This window comes from Acetobacter oryzoeni (genome assembly GCF_004014775.2).
GTDB classification, from domain to species: Bacteria; Pseudomonadota; Alphaproteobacteria; order Acetobacterales; family Acetobacteraceae; genus Acetobacter; species Acetobacter oryzoeni.
Map to the genome: position 1 here is coordinate 1,951,360 of NZ_CP042808.1, position 18,607 is coordinate 1,969,966.

General features: G+C 54.0%; 16 protein-coding genes. 8 read left to right on the forward strand and 8 right to left on the reverse strand.

The annotated features are described in order from the left end of the window. Positions 1-7: 7 nt before the first annotated feature. Positions 8-1,753 (forward strand): copper resistance system multicopper oxidase, encoded by a 1,746-nt coding sequence (locus tag EOV40_RS08960; RefSeq protein ID WP_128105706.1) that lies wholly within the window; start codon positions 8-10, stop codon positions 1,751-1,753. Further along, entirely contained in the window at positions 1,750-2,745 is a 996-nt protein-coding gene (locus tag EOV40_RS08965; protein ID WP_128105707.1) for a copper resistance protein B, read from the forward strand. Before EOV40_RS08960 ends, EOV40_RS08965 begins: the two co-directional genes overlap by 4 nt. An 83-nt stretch (positions 2,746-2,828) precedes the next feature. On the opposite strand, the gene ilvC is transcribed toward EOV40_RS08965, so the two are convergent. The 4 genes from ilvC to miaA form a co-directional block, all read right to left on the reverse strand. Beyond that, complete coding sequence (gene ilvC / locus EOV40_RS08970; protein WP_128106233.1) at positions 2,829-3,848, reverse strand: ketol-acid reductoisomerase; 1,020 nt, start codon at positions 3,846-3,848, stop codon at positions 2,829-2,831. Positions 3,849-3,907: 59 nt separating this feature from the next. Further along, positions 3,908-4,426 (reverse strand): acetolactate synthase small subunit, encoded by a 519-nt coding sequence (gene ilvN / locus EOV40_RS08975; protein ID WP_003623117.1) that lies wholly within the window; start codon positions 4,424-4,426, stop codon positions 3,908-3,910. 66 nt (positions 4,427-4,492) lie between these two features. Then, positions 4,493-6,343 (reverse strand): biosynthetic-type acetolactate synthase large subunit, encoded by a 1,851-nt coding sequence (gene ilvB / locus EOV40_RS08980; RefSeq protein ID WP_208729144.1) that lies wholly within the window; start codon positions 6,341-6,343, stop codon positions 4,493-4,495. A 14-nt stretch (positions 6,344-6,357) separates the two neighbouring features. Continuing rightward, positions 6,358-7,371, reverse strand: a complete 1,014-nt coding sequence (gene miaA, locus EOV40_RS08985; RefSeq protein WP_128105709.1) for a tRNA (adenosine(37)-N6)-dimethylallyltransferase MiaA — start codon at positions 7,369-7,371, stop codon at positions 6,358-6,360. Between the two features lie 30 nt (positions 7,372-7,401). Here miaA and serB point away from each other — a divergent pair, with 30 nt between their 5' ends. Beyond that, complete coding sequence (serB, locus tag EOV40_RS08990; RefSeq protein ID WP_128105710.1) at positions 7,402-8,292, forward strand: phosphoserine phosphatase SerB; 891 nt, start codon at positions 7,402-7,404, stop codon at positions 8,290-8,292. A 36-nt stretch (positions 8,293-8,328) separates the two neighbouring features. Next, positions 8,329-8,523 (forward strand): hypothetical protein, encoded by a 195-nt coding sequence (locus tag EOV40_RS08995; RefSeq protein ID WP_003623125.1) that lies wholly within the window; start codon positions 8,329-8,331, stop codon positions 8,521-8,523. A 23-nt stretch (positions 8,524-8,546) separates the two neighbouring features. Here EOV40_RS08995 and EOV40_RS09000 read toward each other — a convergent pair whose 3' ends face one another. After that, entirely contained in the window at positions 8,547-9,578 is a 1,032-nt protein-coding gene (locus tag EOV40_RS09000) for a mitochondrial fission ELM1 family protein (RefSeq protein ID WP_128105711.1), read from the reverse strand. 129 nt (positions 9,579-9,707) lie between these two features. Between EOV40_RS09000 and EOV40_RS09005 the strand changes: the two genes are divergently transcribed. After that, complete coding sequence (locus tag EOV40_RS09005) at positions 9,708-10,910, forward strand: DEAD/DEAH box helicase (RefSeq protein ID WP_128105712.1); 1,203 nt, start codon at positions 9,708-9,710, stop codon at positions 10,908-10,910. On the opposite strand, the gene EOV40_RS09010 is transcribed toward EOV40_RS09005, so the two are convergent. After that, positions 10,861-11,970 carry a glycosyltransferase family 4 protein gene (locus EOV40_RS09010; RefSeq protein ID WP_128105713.1) on the reverse strand — a complete coding sequence of 370 codons (1,110 nt, stop codon included), beginning with the start codon at positions 11,968-11,970 and terminating at the stop codon, positions 10,861-10,863. The two genes, EOV40_RS09005 and EOV40_RS09010, sit on opposite strands and share 50 nt — an antisense overlap. A 15-nt stretch (positions 11,971-11,985) precedes the next feature. After that, positions 11,986-13,194 (reverse strand): glycosyltransferase family 4 protein, encoded by a 1,209-nt coding sequence (locus EOV40_RS09015; protein ID WP_128105714.1) that lies wholly within the window; start codon positions 13,192-13,194, stop codon positions 11,986-11,988. A 164-nt stretch (positions 13,195-13,358) separates the two neighbouring features. On the opposite strand from EOV40_RS09015, the gene EOV40_RS09020 reads away from it, so the two are divergent. Continuing rightward, complete coding sequence (locus EOV40_RS09020; RefSeq protein ID WP_244296863.1) at positions 13,359-14,417, forward strand: M14 family metallopeptidase; 1,059 nt, start codon at positions 13,359-13,361, stop codon at positions 14,415-14,417. Positions 14,418-14,457: 40 nt separating this feature from the next. On the opposite strand, the gene glyA is transcribed toward EOV40_RS09020, so the two are convergent. After that, entirely contained in the window at positions 14,458-15,750 is a 1,293-nt protein-coding gene (gene glyA / locus EOV40_RS09025; protein ID WP_128105716.1) for a serine hydroxymethyltransferase, read from the reverse strand. A gap of 181 nt (positions 15,751-15,931) precedes the next feature. On the opposite strand from glyA, the gene EOV40_RS09030 reads away from it, so the two are divergent. Both EOV40_RS09030 and hemB read left to right on the forward strand, forming a co-directional pair. After that, positions 15,932-17,413: an amino acid permease gene (locus EOV40_RS09030; RefSeq protein WP_128105717.1), complete on the forward strand. Its 1,482-nt coding sequence runs from the start codon at positions 15,932-15,934 to the stop codon at positions 17,411-17,413. 116 nt (positions 17,414-17,529) lie between these two features. Next, the gene (gene hemB / locus EOV40_RS09035) at positions 17,530-18,534 is read left to right on the forward strand and encodes a porphobilinogen synthase (protein WP_050818330.1); all 1,005 of its coding nucleotides are present in this window, start codon (positions 17,530-17,532) and stop codon (positions 18,532-18,534) included. The last annotated feature ends 73 nt before the right edge of the window (positions 18,535-18,607 follow it).

Here is an 18,607-nt window from a genome sequence, read left to right on the forward strand (position 1 = left end):
TATATGCGTGCAGCATGATGCAGAATGGACAATACCCATGCATATTCGCCCTGTTTTGAAAGGGAGAAATGTGTCTCGTCGGCAGTTTATAACTGGCGGCAGCGCATTGGCAGCCCTGTATACCCTTAAGCCACCCAAACAAGCTTTTGCTTCTGCCCACACATCCGGGATTGTACCCCCAAACGCCAGCAACACGTTTGATCTGACCATCGGCTGGGCAAACGTAAATATTTTAAACAAACCGCAGCGCGTGCCCACCATGAATGGTGGTGTGCCCGGCCCTATCCTGCGATGGCGTGAAGGCGATGATTTACGCCTGAACATCCATAATACATTGGACGAAACAACCTCCATCCACTGGCATGGCATCCGGTGCCCCGCACATATGGATGGCGTGCCAGGGCTAAGCTTTGCCGGAATTGAACCCGGCGCACGCTTTACCTATCGCTTTCCTGTAAAACAGAGTGGCACATACTGGTATCACAGCCACTCCAACATGCAGGAAGCCATGGGGCTGTATGGGGCCATTGTGATTGACCCCAAGGAGCCAGACCCCAATAGTTATGACCGGGATTACGTCATCCTGCTTTCAGATTGGTCTGATGTGGCGCCCCATACCATCATCAACAAGCTGAAATTTCAGGATGACTACTATAATTTCCGGCAACGTACGGCTGTCTCGTTTTTTCATGATGCCAAGAAATCCGGCGTTTGGCCGACACTAAAAGACCGCATGCAGTGGGCTGGCATGAACATGTCCGCTACGGATATTTCAGACGTAAGCGGCATTATCTACACCTATCTGATGAACGGCTGCGCCCCTGCTGCCAACTGGACCGGTATTTTTAAACCCGGTGAACGCATCAGACTGCGGTTTATCAACGCTTCCGCAATGACCTTTTACGATATCCGTATTCCCGGCTTACAGATGGATATCATTCAGGCGGATGGAAATAATGTTGAACCCGTGCGGGTAGATGAATTCCGCATTGGTGTGGCTGAAACGTATGATTGCATTGTGCAGCCTCAAGGCAACCAAGCCTACAGCATTTTTGCCCAAAGTGAGGATAGAACGGGTTATGCCCGCGGCACGCTTGCCCCTCATTCCGGCATGAGCGCACCTGTTCCCCCCATGGATGAACGGCCCGTACGCACCATGGTGGATATGGGTATGGCCATGCACGGAGGGCACGATATGGGCGGCATGAATATGCACGACATGCCTATGCACCAAGCCACAAAAACGCATGCGCCGCCTTTGAATGTAGAAAACCAGAACCGCGCCGCCATGCCGATCAACCGTCTGGCAGACCCCGGTGATGGCTTACAAAACAACGGCCGACGGGTTCTGACATACGCAGACCTGCGCGCCACCCACCCAGCTACAGATCAACGCCCGCCATCGCGCGAGATCACGTTGCATCTTACCGGCAACATGGAGCGTTATATCTGGGGATTTGATGGCAAAAAGTTCTCGGAAGCCGAGCCTATTCCACTGCGTTTGGGTGAACGGGTGCGCTTTACCCTGATAAATGACACCATGATGGAACACCCCATCCATCTGCATGGTTTGTGGAGCGAACTGGAAAACGGGAACGGCCTGTACAACCCGGTAAAACACACCATTATTGTGCAACCGGGCGGAAAACTAAGCTATCTGGTTTCTGCCGATACACCGGGCTTATGGGCTTTTCACTGCCACCTGCTTTACCACATGGATTTAGGCATGTTTCGCACGGTGGTGGTGTCATGAAAACATGTTTGAACCGCCAATACATTTCCCGTTTTTTGCTGTGGGGTATGTCCGCTCTGCTTATGGCTCCTGCAGTTATGCCCCATGCCAAGGCAGCTTCCATGAACCATGCAGGTATGGAAGGCATGGATGATATGGATATGGGCGACATGGACATGCCTGCCCCAAAACCTAAACCGCAGCAAAGCTCAAACCCGGCCCAGCATTCTGGGCACACCATTGCACCCAACAAAAGCACCAAGGTGGGCACTTCTGCCTACCCACCCGTAACGCCCAGTGCCCAGTGGCCTGCAACGCCGCCACCTGTGCCTAAAGTGCATTACGTACAGCACATCCATCCGGTTATGGACCACAACACATATTTCCATGCTCTCTTGGAGCAGTTTGAAGGCCGATATACACCGGGCAACAGCTTGTTTAGGTATTCTGGCCAAGCGTGGTTTGGCACGGATTACAACAAGTTCTGGGTAAAGTCTGAAGGCGTGCTAGATGGCCACCGCCGTTTTTCAGATGGTGATCATGAGTTCTTCTATGACCGAGCCATTTCTACCTATTTTGATGTGCAGGCTGGTATTCGGCTGGATGTAGATAGCGGCCCTACCCGCGCATGGGGTGCGGTGGGCGTACAAGGGCTGGCACTTTACTTTTTTGATGTCTCTGCCACGGCGTATTTCAACAACACTGGTGTAGCTGGCAAACTGGAAGGCTCTTACGACTTCCTGATTACCAACCGCCTGATTTTACAGCCACAGGCCGAGTTGAACTTCTATTCTCATGCAGACCCGGAACGCGGTGTAAGCCGAGGTTTTTCTGACATAGATGCAGGTTTGCGCCTACGCTATGAGTTCAAACGCCAGATTGCCCCTTATATTGCTGTTACCTATGCCGGGCATTATGGCAGCACCGCCAGCATAGCCAGAAACAACACCCGCATGGCAGAAAATGGGCCAGAGGATTTACGTTTTACCTTTGGCATTCGCTCGTGGTTTTAGCCTTGCGATAACCCTTAAATAGAAAAAGCCCTGCCACACATTTGGTGGCAGGGCTTTTTGCTACGGCTAACGCCAGAACTGAATTAGTTCTTGGTTTTGTCAACCAGACGGGATTTTGCAATCCACGGCATCATGCCACGCAGTTTTTCACCAACAGCTTCAATCTGGTGGGCATCGTTACGTGCACGTGTGGCCTTGAAGAACACGTTGCCGGACTGGTTTTCCAGCACGAAGTTACGCACGAACGTACCGTTCTGGATGTCCGTCAGGATACCCTTCATGGCTTTCTTGGTTTCCGGCGTAATCACGCGCGGGCCAGATACGTATTCACCATACTCAGCTGTGTTGGAGATGGAGTAGTTCATGTTGGCAATGCCGCCTTCGTAGATCAGATCCACGATCAGCTTCATTTCGTGCAGGCATTCAAAGTATGCCATTTCCGGTGCGTAACCACCTTCAACCAGCGTTTCAAAGCCAGCGCCGATCAGTTCAACCAGACCGCCGCACAGAACTGCCTGTTCACCAAACAGATCGGTTTCAACTTCTTCCTTGAAGGAAGTTTCGATCGTGCCTGCACGGCCACCACCAATGGCGGAAGCATAGGACAGAGCAATGTCCAGAGCCTTGCCAGACTTATCCTGCGCAATAGCAACCAGGCAGGGCACGCCGCCGCCACGCTGATATTCGGAACGCACGGTGTGGCCTGGGCCTTTTGGTGCAATCAGGAACACGTCCAGATCAGGGCGCGCTTCAATCAGGCGGAAGTGGATGGACAGACCATGAGCAAATGCCAGAGCGGCACCCTGCTTCAGGTTCTTTTCCAGAGATTCTTTGTACAGTGCGCCCTGGCCTTCATCCGGCGTCAGCACCATAACCACGTCTGCCCATGCAGCAGCCTGGTCTGGGGTCATCACGGTGAAGCCAGCAGCCTTGGCTTTTTCAACTGCTGAGGAGCTTTCGCGCAGGCCGATCACGACCTCTTTCACGCCGCTGTCCTTCAGGTTGTTAGCGTGGGCATGGCCCTGGCTACCATAACCAATAATGGCAACCTTTTTGGATTTAATCAGATTCACATCGGCGTCACGGTCGTAATACACGCGCATTGCCATGGTTTTTGCTCCTTTTAACAAGCCGGAATAGCTTTTCCGGCTTTTCTCATACTTCAGATGCTCTGAATTGTCTGCGGCCCGCGGCAAATGGAGGCCACGCCTGTGCGCGACACCTCAGCCAGCCCAAGCGGACGCATCAGCTCGATAAAACTGTCCAGCTTTTCTGTAGAGCCAGTCAGTTCAAACACAAAAGAACTCGCCGTGGTGTCCACCGCCCGTGCACGGAATGCCTGCGCAATCCGCAGGGCCTCCGTGCGTGGTTCGCCAGAGGAAACCACTTTCACCAGCGCCATTTCCCGCGCCACATATGGGCCTTCTGCCGTAAGGTCCACAACACGGGATACAGGCACCACACGCGCAATCTGGGCGCGTATCTGGCGAATGGCGGAAGGTGTACCGGTTGTCACCACATTCACGCGGGATGTGGTCTGGTTTTCATCAACCGGGGCCACTGTCAGGCTCTGGATATTGTATCCACGGCCAGAAAACAGCTCCACAATACGGGCCAGAGCGCCGCTTTCATTATCCACCAAAAGAGAGATAACGGCAGAACCGGAATTTTCCTGCTGCATTGTCAGTGTATCCTGAAATCAGACTGGAAGAAGAAAGAGACCTCTTGGGGAAAGCCCCGACCGGCCTCAGACCAGCATCTGCCCTTCTTTGGTAATCTTGGCTCCGCTTTCTTCCTGATCTGGCCCCAAAATCATTTCATTATGGGCAGCACCAGAGGGAATCATGGGGAAGCAGTTTTCACCTTCCGCCACGCAGATATCCACAATTACCGGCCCATCATGCGCCAGTGCCTGCCGGATGGTATCATCCAACTGGCTCAACTGCGTAACCCGCAGGCCTGTGCCGTGAAAGCTTTCTGCCAGCTTTACAAAATCTGGCAGCGCATCGCTGTAGCTTTCAGAATACCGAGAGCCATGCAGCAGCTCCTGCCACTGGCGCACCATGCCCATATAGTGGTTGTTGATGATGAAGATTTTTACCGGCAGGCGATACTGCGCAATGGTGCCCAGTTCCTGAATGTTCATCAGGGTGGAAGCTTCACCAGCAATATCCATCACCAATGCATCGGGGTGTGCAATCTGCGCACCAACGGCTGCTGGCAAGCCATAGCCCATGGTGCCAAGACCACCAGATGTGAGCCAGCGGTTGGGATGATCAAACCGGAAGAACTGCGCAGCCCACATCTGATGCTGCCCAACTTCGGTTGAAACATAGGTATCCCGCCCGGTTTCACGCGCCAGTTCGTAAATACGACGAATAGCCTGCTGGGGCTTGATAACCGCATCTGGCGCCTGATCCTGCGTAAAGCGCAGGCAATCCAGCGCACGCCATGCATCAATCCGGCTCCACCATTCCGCCAGGTCTTTCTGATGGGTGTAGGCGGGTTCTTTTTCCCATTCCTCAATCATCATGGCGATGGTTTCACCCACATCACCAATAATGGCTTCATCTACGTGGATGATCTTGTTGATCTGGGCCGGATCAATATCCGCATGGATTTTGAAGGATGTAGGGGAAAACGCATCCACGCGCCCGGTCACACGGTCATCAAACCGGCTGCCCAGCGCAATCAGCACATCGCAATCATGCGTGGCCAGATTGGCTTCGTAGGTGCCGTGCATCCCCAACATGCCCAAGAACTGGGAATCGGTGCCCGGATAAGCCCCAAGCCCCATCAGCGTAGAGGTGATGGGAAAGCCCGTCATCTTCACCAGTTTGCGCAAGGCTTCACTGGCCTGCGGGCCAGAATTGATAATGCCACCACCCGTATAAAACAGCGGACGCTTGGCATTTTTCATGGCCTTTACGGCGCGGGCCACAGCATCTTTATCCGGCTTGGCCTGTGTTCTTTCCGTACGGGGTGCAATGTCCTGAGCGCCCATATATGGCGCATCACCCACGGTGATGTTTTTAGGCAGATCGATCAGCACCGGACCGGGGCGGCCAGAACGTGCAATGGCAAAGGCCTCATGCACTGTTGGCGCCAGATCTTCGGGCTTGCGCACCAGATAATTGTATTTGGTAACAGGCCGCGTAATGCCGGTGGTATCTGCTTCCTGAAACGCATCATAGCCAATCAGGCTTGTAGGCACCTGCCCGGACAGACACACCAGCGGGATGGAATCCATCATGGCATCCAGCAAGCCGGTTACGGCGTTTGTAGCACCCGGACCACTGGTAACCAGCACAACCCCTACCTTGCCGGTAGAACGCGCATAAGCCTCTGCTGCATGAACAGCCGCCTGCTCGTGCCTTACCAGCACGTGGCGAATCTGGTTTTGCTTAAACAGGGCATCATAAATCGGCAGGACCGCCCCGCCCGGGTATCCGAAAATAATCTCCACACCCTGCTCAGCCAGCGCGCGCATAAGGACTTCCGCACCAGAAAGAGCTGGTGTGTTCCGTGCGTCTGATGGTGCCGAAGCAGCTTTGAGTGTCATGTCATCCTCTCTTCCCGGAAATGGGACAGGCCGCATCTTTAGGCCTCGAATCAGGCAGCGTCAATCCCAGAGAGAACGAAAGATACAATTTCTTCGTATTTTCTTTCCGAAAATTGCGCAAAATCAGAAAAAGATGCATCAACTGTGCATTCCAAGCCCTTTTTTGCCAAACTGTGGTGCGCAAACCACGTTGCCTGCCGCTTGGTATAACGCCCTGTGGCCTGCACAGCCCGTTGCGTGGCTTCTTGCTCGGTTATCTCTCCACGCAGCATGGCAGAAAGCTCGGGCACACCGTGCGCGCGCATGGCTGGCAGGGTGGTATCCAGTTTTCGGGCCAATAGCGCCTGCACCTCCGCCACAGCACCATTGCGCAGCATGTTCTCAAACCTTGCGGCAATACGTGCCCGCAGTTCCGCACGTTCAGGATTTAGGCGCACAGCTACAAACCGGCAGGCAGCAGGCGGTAAGCCGGGCTGCTTATGCCACCATGTCAGCCCATGCCCTGTGCCACGCCAGACTTCCCACGCGCGTGAAACACGTTGGGAATCCACGGGCCTCAGACGGCTAGCTGTTTCAGGGTCCACTTCCATCAGTCGGGCGTGCAAAGCAGGTGCGCCGTACTGTGCCACACTCTGGCGGGCCTCCTGCCGGGCCTCCTCCCCAGCATCCGGGATAATGGCCAAGCCATTTGTAAGGGCGTGCAAGTACATGCCTGTGCCGCCACATAAAATGGGCAAACGGTTTTGCGCCCATGCCTGCTGCATGCAAGCCAAAGCCTGCTCTCGCCACCATGCCACACTGCCTTTTTCTTCTGCTGGCAGCACACCATACAGCCGGTGTGGCAAAAGCTGTTCGTCCTCCGCACTGGGGCGAGCCGTTAAAATATGGAGGTCCTTATAAACCTGCATGGAATCGGCATTAATAATCTCGCCATTCAATCTGCGGGCCAATGCCAGCGCCAAAGCTGATTTGCCGGAACAGGTTGGCCCGGCCACAATAAGTGCTGCGGGCAGGTTGGCGGAAGCATCCGCAAGTCTGCCCATATGGTGTTCTGCTTGCCTCATGCCTGCATTCCTGCCACACACCCCTTTGCCATGACGAGCCTTGTTCTGACCCTTGTTGCCCAGCGTGAGGCAACCACCCTTGATAGCGCCACCATTGCACTGGTGCGCGACATTCTTGCCACCAATGCAGAAGCCATTGTGCTTTCTGCCGGGGAAGCCGTTGATATTCCTTGCCCGGAAAATGCAGCCACCAAACTGCCAGCCGTGCGGGAAGCGCTGAACACCCTGCCCGTAGATACGGTGCTGACACATACAGCCACGCGCCGCAAAAGACTGCTGGTTTCTGATATGGACAGCACCATTGTTGCCAATGAAACATTGGATGATGTGGCAACCCATGCCGGTATTGGTGAAAAAATAGCCGCTATTACCGCACGCTCCATGAATGGTGAGCTGGATTTTGCAACATCCCTACGTGAACGCGTGGCCCTGTTGAAGGGACTACCAGCTTCCTTGCTGGAAAAAGCGTGGAAGGACGTCAAACTGAACTCTGGCGCGCGCGAACTGGTGCAGACCATGCATGCCCACGGCGCTTACACGGCGCTGGTTTCTGGTGGTTTTACCTTTTTTACCTCCAAGGTTGCGGCGCTGTGCGGATTTGATGAAAACCACGCCAACACGCTCCTTTTTGATGCAGAAGATTGCCTGACAGGCGCAACCGGCCAGCCTATTCTGGGCCCCGATGCAAAGCTGAGCCTGCTGGAAAAGCTGACAGCTACACACAACCTGCCCACAGAAGCCACGCTGGCTATTGGTGATGGCGCCAATGATCTACCCATGCTGCGTAAGGCCGGGCTAGGTATGGCTTTTTATGCCAAACCGGTTGTGCGCAAGGAAATTGCAGCCCAGATCAACCATACATCCCTCCGCACGGCTCTGTTTGCACAAGGGTATCCCGCTTCTGCATTTATCAGGGACTAAACATTAGATTTGGCATGACGGCGTAAGGAAAAGATTATGCAGTTTGATCCGCGTGATATTTCAACTTACCCCATCGTCCGTACAATCTGCGTGATTGTTGGGTGTGGGCTGGTAGCTTACTGCTTTGTCTTTTACCTCAACCTGCCGCCAGATACGCCAGAGCACGTTATGCGCCATGTTGCCGCACTTATTGTGGGCACGCTTATCCTGCTTGGATCTATCTGGATTTAAAATGTACGGCACAAATGGCGTGGTTAAAAACCAAGCCGTTTGTGCAGTTCCGCAATAATATAGGGCGTATCATCTAACGGTAACGCCAACCACGGGGCCGGAAGGCGCGTTTCTGTATCTTCCAACACATGCACGCGCCCAGCCAGTTCCAACTCTTCTATAAAATCATTAATCCGGCGTGAACGCCCCGGCAGCGGATAGATGGTAACTGGCGCACACCCGGCAACTGCTTCTGATATCATCGAAACACTGTCAATCGTGACAATCAGATTATCTGCACAGGCAATCAGTCCTTCATAGGGGTTTTCCCCTTCCCCATTCCAAACATGGCCACCTGCTTTTTCTACAATATCTGTCAGCACCTTCATGGCTGCCGGGCTTGTACGACGAGAGGGGGTGACAACCAAGCTGCCCCCTTCCGCCTTGAGTGTTTCCACCAAAACCTGCCCAAGGCGATGGGCTTCTGCCTCTCCAAAATGAAAGCGCCCGTTAGAGCCTCCAACCAAAGCGGCAATAAGAGGGCGTGGTAGTTCTGCAAATTGCGGTTTCCATTGCGCGCGCGCCTGTTCCAAGGCTTCGGGCGTAAGCCCGTGCAATGCTGTGCGGCCAAGCAACACGTTTGGGCCAGCAATATCATCGTGCCGACAGGCAACAATCAGATCAAACCGAGACAGATTTTTACGAGGGTTCTGAATTTGCACCACAGGCCGGTGTGAGCCGCGCAAACCAGCACCAACTTCTCCACCTTTACCACCAACACTCACCACAACGGAGGAGTGTGCAAAAGCCGGACATTCTTCCAGATCAGCCCCATCGCTCCCGCGTAAAAAGGGCTTACCAATCCAGCGCGGCCCACGCAGCATAATACGGGCCAGTTTACTGGGGCATATGGGGTGAAAAGTGCCATTCCACCCTGCACGTGCTACAAGCCCCAGAGCTTGAGACCGCATACCAGCAAAATCTTCCCCCACAACAAAGGCAGCAACGCCCGCCTGCGTTCCGCAAGACGACATATTTGAACCCTCTGGGGTTCCGGCGTAATCTGCACGCGCCATGATGCGTTATTCCTCTGTTGCGCAAGGGAGAGTGCTGAAAAGCACCCCCGTGTCTTTCTCTCCTTGCCGCTGGAACGGAAAGCGTGCAAGGCGTGTTTGCGCATTCCAGATAAGGAGAAAGGCAACACGATGTCCGGCAGTTTCCATGATCTGGGCCTAGATCCAGCATTATGCGCATATGCGCAGCAGGCGGGCATGGCTGCCCCTACTCCAGTGCAAGAGGCTACTATTCCTGCCATTCTGGATGGCAGAGACGTATTGGTGCGAGCACCCACGGGCACCGGCAAAACGGCTGCCTATGCCTTGCCGCTTAGCCAGAAGCTGCTGAAATCTCGCAAGCCACGTTTTGTGCTGGTGCTTGTGCCCACGCGTGAACTGGTTTTGCAGGTAGAAAAGGTTTTTCGCGCCTGTTTAGGCGAAAGCAAAAAAGGCCAGAAGCAAACACCTGTTACCCTCGTGCCGCTGTTTGGCGGCTCTGACCGCGCAGAGCAGGAGCATTTTCTTGCGCAAGCCACTGGCCGACGCATTCTGATTGCAACACCCGGACGCCTGCTGGACTTTGTTTCCAACCGGATTTGCGACCTTTCAGAATGCGGATATCTGGTTCTGGATGAAGGGGACCGTCTGTTTTCTCCCGAATTTCAGGAAGATACAGAAACACTGCTCTCCTATCTGCCGTCCATGCGGCAAACATTGGTGCTTTCTGCTACCCAGCCCGAAAGTCTTAAAAGCACGCTTTTGAACCTACTGCATAAGCCGGTTGAAATCAGTATTGAACAAGCCCCCCAAAAGCGCGGCCCCATCCGCCAAGCGGCGTTGTTTTTAGATCCCGCCCAGAAACCGGGCTTTATTAAGGAATTTTTCAGCCGCGCGCCCAAAATGCGCAGCATTGTGTTTGTGCGCACAAAAGCAGAGGCTGATCAGCTTGCCGCTCTGCTTAAAAAAGCCCGGCTTGCCGCCGCCCCTTTGCATGGAGATATTGCGCAGGATAAGCGCACCAGCACGGTTACCAGTTTTGAATCCGGGCGGCTCTTTATTCTTGTTGCTACAGATGTTGCGGCACGCGGCTTGGATGTGCCTTCTGTAAAGCAGGTTATCAATTACGATGTGCCGGATCAGCCAGAAACCTATTTGCACCGTATCGGGCGCACGGGCCGTGGCGGAGAAAAAGGATCTGCCCTTACACTATGCACAATGGATGACCGTAAAAGCCTCCGGCAAATTGAGGTTGGCGCTCACGTAAAACTGCGAATTATCAACGCCGAGCAGGCTCTTCCCGCACCTAGCCAGCCTCAAACAGCCTCACGCCGTTCAAAATCTGTTCGGCCATAATCTGCCATGCCTGCTCAGCCTCCCGCTTACCTTGCGTATTCGGTGTGGCAGCAGGCTTATCTTTTACAAATGCTGTAATTGTTGCTGCAATGCTTTGGGCTTCTGGCTTGCAGAACAACACATTGGGTTGCCCGGCAAACTGTTCTGCCAGACCACTTACATCTGTTGAAATCACCCAACGCCCGGCAGCAAGGGCTGCTGCCCCTACACCACTTTGCGTGGCCTCTCTGTAAGGCAGCACCAGCGCATCCGCCCAAGCCAGAAGCTGGCTGACTTTTGTTTCTGGCACCCATGTGTTTTCAATCTGCACATTGGGTAAGCCTGCAAGCTGTTCCAGTTCTGCGCTATGGGGCCCTTTACCTGCAATCTGGCAGATATAATCACCTTGCGTCCCTATAGCTGTAAGAGCTTGCGCCAGCAGATCCAGACCTTTGTAAGACAGCAATCTGCCAAAAAACAGCAGCCGAACCGGCCCTTTATGCGCAAAGGGGGCCGTTTGCTGCCCTTCTGGCGCAACAAACGCAAAAGGTGGATGAAAAGCCACCAACGCACGCCGCCCGCGCATACACCATTGTTTTTCAAGCTGGGCCGCCACATGACGGCTTAATGTAACCGGAATATCAGCAAACCAGACCAGCAGGCGCTGCAAAAACATCTGCCCAACAAAACCATCACCAGGATGAGTTGCGGCATCATGCACCAGCACCACAACAGGCACACCAGCTTTACGCAAAGCTGCCACCATAATCAGATCAAGCGGCCCTGGCATAGCGCATATGGCAACATCAGGCCGAACAGCGCGTAACATGCGGCCAAGCGCGTGCACCATACGCGGAGCCTGCAACAAGCGCATAAAAAAGCTGGAAAGGCTTTTGTAGGTACGTACCGGTACATCATTATGGAGATCAGGCTCGGCCTGTAGCACCTCCGCCCCAGAGGAGAGAGAAAGAACAGCAGATGTATCTGGCAACGCGTTCAGGGCTTTGGCAAGTTCTGCAGCAATACGCGGGCCGGCCCCTTTGCGCCCCCACTGCCAGACAAATACCCGCATGCCGCTCAAACCATTTTTCCTAATCTACTTCTGCAATGCAGCTACTGCATTCAGTAAAGGAGTTGGCCCAAAAGCCCGCAATGCCGCCTTACCAGCAGCCTGCCCAAGCTGGCGGCGCTTGTTGGCATTATCTGCAAGAGTTTGCAATGCTTCTACTGCACACCCAATATCTGCCTCTGCCCATACAGCCTGAGGGACCTGATACACACCCCGCGTATCGGTAGCTGTTACAAGTTTGTAAGAAATTGGCCAACCACATTCTGATGTTAGGAATTCTGACGTAGCAGACCAATCTGTGGCGATAACAGGGCGTTCCAGAAGCATGGCCTCTGCAGGTACCAACCCAAACCCTTCGCTCCGGTGTAGGGAAAGCACAATATCAGCCTGCTGTGTCATGGCGTACACATCGGGCATTGGCAGCATACGGTTTTCAAAGCGGATGTTCTGTGCGCCACCTGCCGCATCCTTCAGGCGCTGCATATCTGCTGCATAATGGTCCGAGCCAGATATTTTCATTACCAACAGGCGGTCTTTCCTGTCTCCAAACGCCTGCCGAAACGCTGCTATAGCCGCCAAAGGGTTCTTGCGCTCAAAACTGGATGCAAGACTAAAGGAAACCAACACCACCACAGCATCCTCTGGCCACCCAAAAGCCTGACGATCCAATTTGGAAGGCTGCGGAGGCACACACGCCAACGGATAGGGCACAACCTTGATCCGGCCGGGCATAAGAGGTTCCAGCGCGCGCGCACTGAAATGCGAAGGTGTCCAGATTTCATGCACGCATGGCACGCCAGCATGCCATTCTGGCGAGATAACCGGTAGCTCCCACACCCAATAGCCCACAATACGGCGCCCGAGCACATGCTTTCGGCCCAGGCGCAAAAGGGCCGCTGGTGTTTGTGGTGCATTTACATGCAGCACCAAAGCCGCTTTTGGATCTGCAAAAACAGAATCCAGCCCCTCTTTCCCCTGCGATTGTAAAAGACTAGCCTCTACCCCTTTTACACTTACGCCTTGAGAAAGCAGACCTCGCAAAAGCAATCTGGCCCCCTCACCCAAGCCGGAACCCCGGGCAAGCTCTCCTCCAATAATCACATTTGCATCAGCAATCGGCGTGGGATGAACCGCTTTAGGAGCAAGCAAAGCCGTAGCCTTGGCCAATAAACGCCGCCTTTGAGCTACAGGAAACAGACGCCACAAGTGATGGAGAGGATGAAGGGAAGATGTCACTCGTGCTATCCGTCACCTGAAAATAAGAAGAAAGTTGAGACAAAGCAGGGATTGCAGGCCCGCACAACCCACCGCATACTTTTGCCCATGCGGTGCTGTTCCTTCCTTCATTCCCCCATACACGCCGAGATACCCTTGCCAGCATGGCGTCTGGAGAGGGGATTATGAGTTGCGCATCCAAGCGGCATGTGCGGCCTGAGAGTGCTTTTCGGTTTCGGGCTGTTTCTGCCTTACTCCCGCCTTCTCCCCCAGCCTTGCCTGCCGTGCGCATTGAATACCCGCCACCAGATATTAGCCCATGGATTGCAGGAAACTGTGGTATTCAAGGTGTGCATCATTTTGAAAGCCGCCGCCCCGGCCCGCATGTGGCTGTTACAGCCCTTATGCATGGCAACGAATATGCTGGAGCCTACGCTCTGCAACAGCTTCTTATGCAGCCATTGCGCCCGTTACATGGAAGGTTGAGCCTGATTTTTCTTAATCTGGCCGCTTACAAAACCTTTAACCCTGCCCGCCCCACATTATCCCGCTTTATAGATGAAGATATGAACCGATTGTGGCGGCCTGAGTTAATTTCCTCGGCACACACATCGGTTGAAATGCAACGTGTGCGTGAAGTGCTGCCTGTGCTGGAAACGGTGGATATTCTTTTGGATATCCACACCATGCTGTGGCCCGCGCAACCTCTCTTCCTATGCAGCATGGCCGAAAACAGCCGAGATCTTGCTTGCTGTGTATCCGGCGCGCAAACCAACCCTCCTGCTGTTGTTCAGGATGGTGGGCATGAAGATGGATTAAGGCTTATTGATTATACGCGCTTTAATACGCCGCATTCATATACACGCGCCTGCCTGCTAGAAGCAGGGCAACACTGGCAAAAAGATGCCGCACAGCAGGCCTTGCTCAGCACCCGCTTATTTCTAACACAAACCGGCACCCTGCCCTCCGCCCCAATACCAGCAACACCTTCAGATTCTGTAAGGCAAGCTGTTGTGACAGACTGCGTGCAAGCGCTGACATCTCGTTTTGTTTTTGTGCAGCCGTTTACGAGTGGCAGTGTTATCCGCAAAGCAGGCACTGTTATTGCTTTTGATGGGCAGGATGAAATTCGCACGCCCTACAACAACTGTATCTTGGTTATGCCCAATTTACGCCCCCGCCGCGGGCATACAGCCGTAAGGCTTGCAAAGCGCCTTAACAGCAAAACGGGCATGCAAGCCTAAGCCTACATGCCCGTTCTGAGAGCCTAAAAAGGCTTAAATATTATGCACGGCTATAGATAGGGAACTTAGCGCACAGAGCCTTAACGCGTTTATGCACAGCGTTTTCAACTTCGCTGTTACCCTCACCGCCAGAAGCGGCCAGAGCTGTCAGAACTTCGTCAATCATTTCACCAACCTGGCGGAACTCTTCCTCACGGAAGCCGCGTGCCGTTGCTGCCGGGCTACCCAGACGCACACCAGAAGTGATGGCTGGCTTTTCCGGGTCAAACGGAATGGCGTTTTTATTGGCTGTAATACCGGCGCGTTCCAGAGCCTGTTCTGCGGCTTTGCCTGTTACCTTTTTGGGGCGCAGATCAACCAGAATCAGGTGTGAATCCGTACCGCCGGTAACAATATCAAACCCACGTTCCACCAGAACTTCGGCCAGAACGGCTGCGTTTTTCTGCACAGCTTTCTGGTATTCCTTAAACTCTGGACGGAGGGCTTCACCAAACGCCACAGCCTTACCGGCAATAACGTGCATGAGCGGGCCACCCTGCAAACCAGGGAACACAGCGGAGTTGATTTTTTTGGCCAATGCTTCGTCATTGGTCAGGATCAGGCCGCCACGTGGGCCACGCAGGGTTTTATGCGTGGTGGAGGTGACAATATGCGCGTGTTCCAGCGGGTTCGGATACAGACCAGCAGCCACAAGGCCAGCAAAATGTGCCATATCCACCATCAGGAAGGCGCCAACTTCATCCGCAATGCGGCGGAAGCGGGCAAAATCAATGATACGCGGATAAGCAGAGCCACCAGCCACAATGATGGAAGGTTTGTGCTCACGCGCCAGCCGTTCCATTTCCTCATAGTCCAGCATGCCGTCTTGCTGACGCACACCGTACTGCACGGAATTAAACCATTTGCCGGAATAGTTAGGGGCTGCACCGTGGGTAAGGTGGCCACCGGCCGCAAGGCTCATGCCCAGCACCGTATCACCCGGCTTGCCCATAGCCATAAACGCGGCCTGGTTGGCGTTGGCGCCAGAATGCGGCTGCACGTTGGCAAATGCGGCACCAAACAGGGTTTTCACGCGGTCGATGGCAAGGTTTTCAACCTTGTCCACTTCCACACAGCCACCGTAATAGCGGCGGCCGGGGTAACCTTCGGCGTATTTGTTGGTTAGCACGCTGCCCTGAGCCTGAAGCACGGCTTCAGACGCCATGTTCTCACTGGCTATCAGTTCAATGCCTTCCTGCTGACGCTTCAGCTCGCCTTCAATGGCGGCTGCAACATCCGGATCAGTCTGGGCTAGAGACGCATGGAAAAAGCGATCCAGATCCGTGTGGCTCATTCAGGTGTTCCCTCAAAATCAGACAATATGTTCACCAGCATATTTGCCGGGCGGCTGGCGGTGTTCATTCGTTACGTTTGAAACACATCTTGCCAGGATGTGCTGCTGGCCTGTTTATAGAAAAAAAGACCGTTGGAGGCTTCTTACCGCTTTCCGTGCGGCCCGGACAGGAGAAAAATATATGGAGCAGAAGTCTGCCCCCTCTGTAACATCGGCATTTACGCGATGTTTGCCGCTGGACAAGCTACAGGCAGCACCTGGGCTTAAGCGTGTTCTGGGGCCGGGAAGCCTTGTGGCATTGGGTGTTGGTGCCACAATCGGGGCAGGCCTGTTTTCTCTTACCGGCATTGCTGCTTCTGAAAATGCCGGTCCTGCTGTGGTTCTTTCCTTTTTTATTGCAGCCATTGCCTGTGGCTTTGCCGGGCTGTGCTATAGTGAACTGGCCAGCATGATCCCTATTGCGGGCAGCGCCTACACCTATGCGTATGTCACACTAGGGGAAATGATGGCATGGATTATTGGCTGGGATCTGGTGCTGGAATACGCCGTGGGTGCGGCCACTGTTGCGGTCAGTTGGTCCCGGTATGTGGTGTCATTATTGGATTCGTGGGGCATAGTGCTGCCCCCGCGGCTTACGGCTTCACCCTTTGAAACCGTACAGATGCCCGATGGCAGCATGGTCTCCGGGTTAATGAACCTGCCCGCAGTTTTTATTACCTGTCTGGTTTCATGGATCCTGATCCGCGGGATCTCGCAATCCGCTATGGTGAACGCCGTTGTGGTGGTTATCAAACTGCTGGTGATTGCAGCGTTTATCGGCTTTGGCATCCACTACATTAATCCGGCCAATTATCACCCCTTTATTCCACAAAACACGGGCACATTTGGGCAGTATGGCTGGTCTGGCATTATGCGCGCTGCGGGCACTATCTTTTTTGCCTATATCGGTTTTGATGCCGTTTCCACCACAGCGCAGGAAACCAAAAATCCGGCGCGTGATATGCCCATTGGCATTCTGGGTAGCCTGCTGATTTGTGCTCTGGCTTATGTCTGCTTCTCTTTTGTAATGACCGGTCTGGTCAATTACAAAGACATGCTGGGTGATGCCGCGCCAGTGGCTACAGCCATTAACCGCACGCCCTATCCATGGCTACAACTGGCCATTAAAATTGGCATTATCTGCGGGTTTACATCCGTTCTTATGGGTATGCTTTTGGGCCAGAGCCGTGTGTTTTTTGCCATGTCCCGCGATGGCCTTCTGCCCCCCATGTTCAGCGCCACACACCCAAAATATCAGACACCGTGGATGTCCAACGTCTTTTTCATGGTCATTATCTGTCTGCTCAGCGCGTTTCTGCCCATTTCTGAGTTAGGGCACATGACATCCATCGGCACGCTTCTGGCCTTTATTCTGGTCTGTGCTGGCGTGATGATCCTGCGCCGCAAAGCGTCTGATCACCCACGTGCTTTTCGGGTTCCCGGCGGAGACATCATTCCTGTTCTGGGTATTCTCACTTGCGGCACTGTCATGGTCTCACTTGATGAGCTGACATGGATCCGGCTGATTGTGTGGCTGGCTATAGGAATGGTGATTTACCTAACCTATGGCCGTTACCACAGCGCATTAGCGCGACCCAGCATTCCGCCAGACAGGGTTGCATAAAGCGCACAGGCGCGCATACTTCTGGGCAGCATTCACCCGCCTGTCCCGCCCGCCGTGGTTGGGGTTCTTTTTAGTGCCCCACTACGCCCGCAGGCAGCAGCAAGGAGATCCTGCCCATGATGGCTGGCCGTTTTCCTCTGGCTCGCCCCCGGCGCAACCGGATTGATGATTTCACGCGCCGTTTGGTTGCTGAAAATACGTTGGGCATCAACAATCTGATCTGGCCTATCTTTTTTATGGAAGGCACCAACACGGTTACCGAGGTGTCCTCCATGCCTGGCGTACACCGTGTGACGCTAGACAAGCTGGCCGCACATGTTGAGCCCGCCGCAAAGCTGGGTATTCCGGCTTTGGCTCTTTTTCCCATCACGCCCACAGAAGCGCGGGATGAAAACGGCACGGAAGCCACAAACCCGGATAACCTGATGTGCCGGGCTGCCCGCCTGCTTAAAAAGGAATTTCCGGAAGTTGGGCTGATTGGTGACGTGGCGTTAGACCCCTACACCAGCCACGGCCACGATGGCCTGATTGAAAATGGCTACGTGGTGAATGATCCATCCGTAACCATTCTTTCCCAACAGGCTGTTAATCAGGCTGCTGCTGGTGTGGACATTATTGCCCCGTCAGACATGATGGATGGCCGTATTGAAGCTATTCGGCGTGATCTGGATGGCAACGGGCTAATCAACACCCGTATCATGTCCTACGCGGCCAAATACGCCAGTGCCTTTTATGGCCCATTCCGTGATGCTCTGGGCTCTGGCGGTATGCTGAAAGGTGATAAAAAAACCTATCAGATGGACCCCGCCAACAGCGATGAAGCCCTGCGCGAAGTGGAAATGGACATTGCTGAAGGTGCAGACATGGTGATGGTCAAACCCGGCCTGCCGTATCTGGATATCATCCGCCGTGTGAAAGATGAATTCCACGTGCCCACCTTTGCCTATCAGGTATCTGGTGAATATGCGATGCTGATGGCCGCCATCCGCAATGGCTGGCTAGACCATGAACGCGCCGTTATGGAAAGCCTTCTGGCCTTCCGCCGTGCCGGAGCCAATGGCATTTTAACTTACTTTGCTATTGAAGCCGCAGAACGTATCCGGGCATCTTTTGGCCAATAAGTTTTTGGTCAATATCACGGCATATGGGCCAGAGTTTTCTGGCCCATAATTTTGTTGCGGGATAACTTCTCCC